The organism is Streptomyces sp. NPDC127092, assembly GCF_042722475.1.
Classification (GTDB): Bacteria; Actinomycetota; Actinomycetes; order Streptomycetales; family Streptomycetaceae; genus Streptomyces.
On sequence record NZ_JBHXFE010000407.1, the window covers coordinates 1 to 1,056 of the forward strand.

At 63.0% G+C, this 1,056-nt stretch carries 2 protein-coding genes; one reads left to right on the forward strand and one right to left on the reverse strand.

Features of this window, described 5'->3' with window-relative positions; translation table 11 throughout:
- The first annotated feature begins 185 nt into the window (after window positions 1-185).
- Window positions 186-368 (forward strand): hypothetical protein, encoded by a 183-nt coding sequence (locus ACFWJO_RS40860; RefSeq protein WP_268793045.1) that lies wholly within the window; start codon window positions 186-188, stop codon window positions 366-368.
- Between the two features lie 309 nt (window positions 369-677).
- Here ACFWJO_RS40860 and ACFWJO_RS40865 read toward each other — a convergent pair.
- On the reverse strand, window positions 678-1,056 hold a 379-nt coding region (locus tag ACFWJO_RS40865; RefSeq protein WP_386873473.1), incomplete at its 5' end, for a hypothetical protein.

A 1,056-nucleotide genomic window follows, 5' to 3' on the forward strand; every position in this document is an offset into this window, starting at 1 on the left:
GTGCACGGCGCCCCTGAGCCTCGCTCTCAACGTAGCGGCGGTGGTATCCCAAGCCCATCGGACCACACAGCCGACAGGACTCCCCGTGAGAAGGTCGGCGCTGCGCACCCCTGCCCCGATATGGTGACGCAGTGGCCGAAACAAGGTACTCCCGAGACACGATCGTAGGACTCGTTGTGCTACTCATGTTCGGACTCGCAGCGCTGGTGCCCGGCCTCTCGATGGGCTGGAATTGGGTCACCGGCCACGGCACCACGACGGCTACGGCGATCTCTTCTCTGATCATTCTGATGTTCGGCGGCAGTGCTGCAACCACCTACGCCTGCCGTGGACTGTGGAACCGCTTCCGTCGTCCATCACACAATTGATCGCACCGTCTGCGACGACTCGATCAACCCGAAACTGACAGCCCAGCTGCATCGACGTGACGACGGAACCGCACGCCGACCACACCGACCTGGCTCCCTACCCACCGCGGACCCGCCCCCTAGCCCCCATGGCCCATAACGATCCAGCAGAGAACTCACCTCCGCGGCAATTACACCGACCCCTGAAACACCCTTCAGCCCGCCCTGGAGCTCTCCATGCCGCCGCCCCGCGTCACACCGCCTTACCTGGCTCCAGCGGCTCAGCGTCCGGCTCGATCGCGCGACCATCGTTGTAGTGGCCTCCAGCCCCTACGCGACCACTGCCCGTTGTCCGAACAGCCCCAGCTTCTGCATATGAGTCAGCGCAGCCCGGTAGTCGCTGGTGACCGTCTTTGCCCTATAACCGTAAATCGGCACCGGAACATAATTCGTGTAAGCCTCATCCACGATGCTCGCACGACGGATCGGCGGCGTAACCCTGTCCGCATACTCACTCAGCAGATCATCCATCTGCTCACGGTAGACGTCACCGATCGGCGGCACCGCGCAGGGGACGATAGACAGCAGCGGAACGTCGACGCGGTAAGTCCGCTTGATCTTCCGCAATTCCTGCTCCAACGCCGGGATGCCCTCGTTCTCCTTGCCGGAGGGCTTCGTGCACGTGATCAAACCCCACGAACCGTAAGGC

Excerpts from the sequence above, each read along its gene's own strand:
- ACFWJO_RS40860 (WP_268793045.1), top strand. The coding sequence starts at position 186 with ATGTTCGGACTCGCAGCGCTGGTGCCCGGCCTCTCGATGGGCTGGAAT.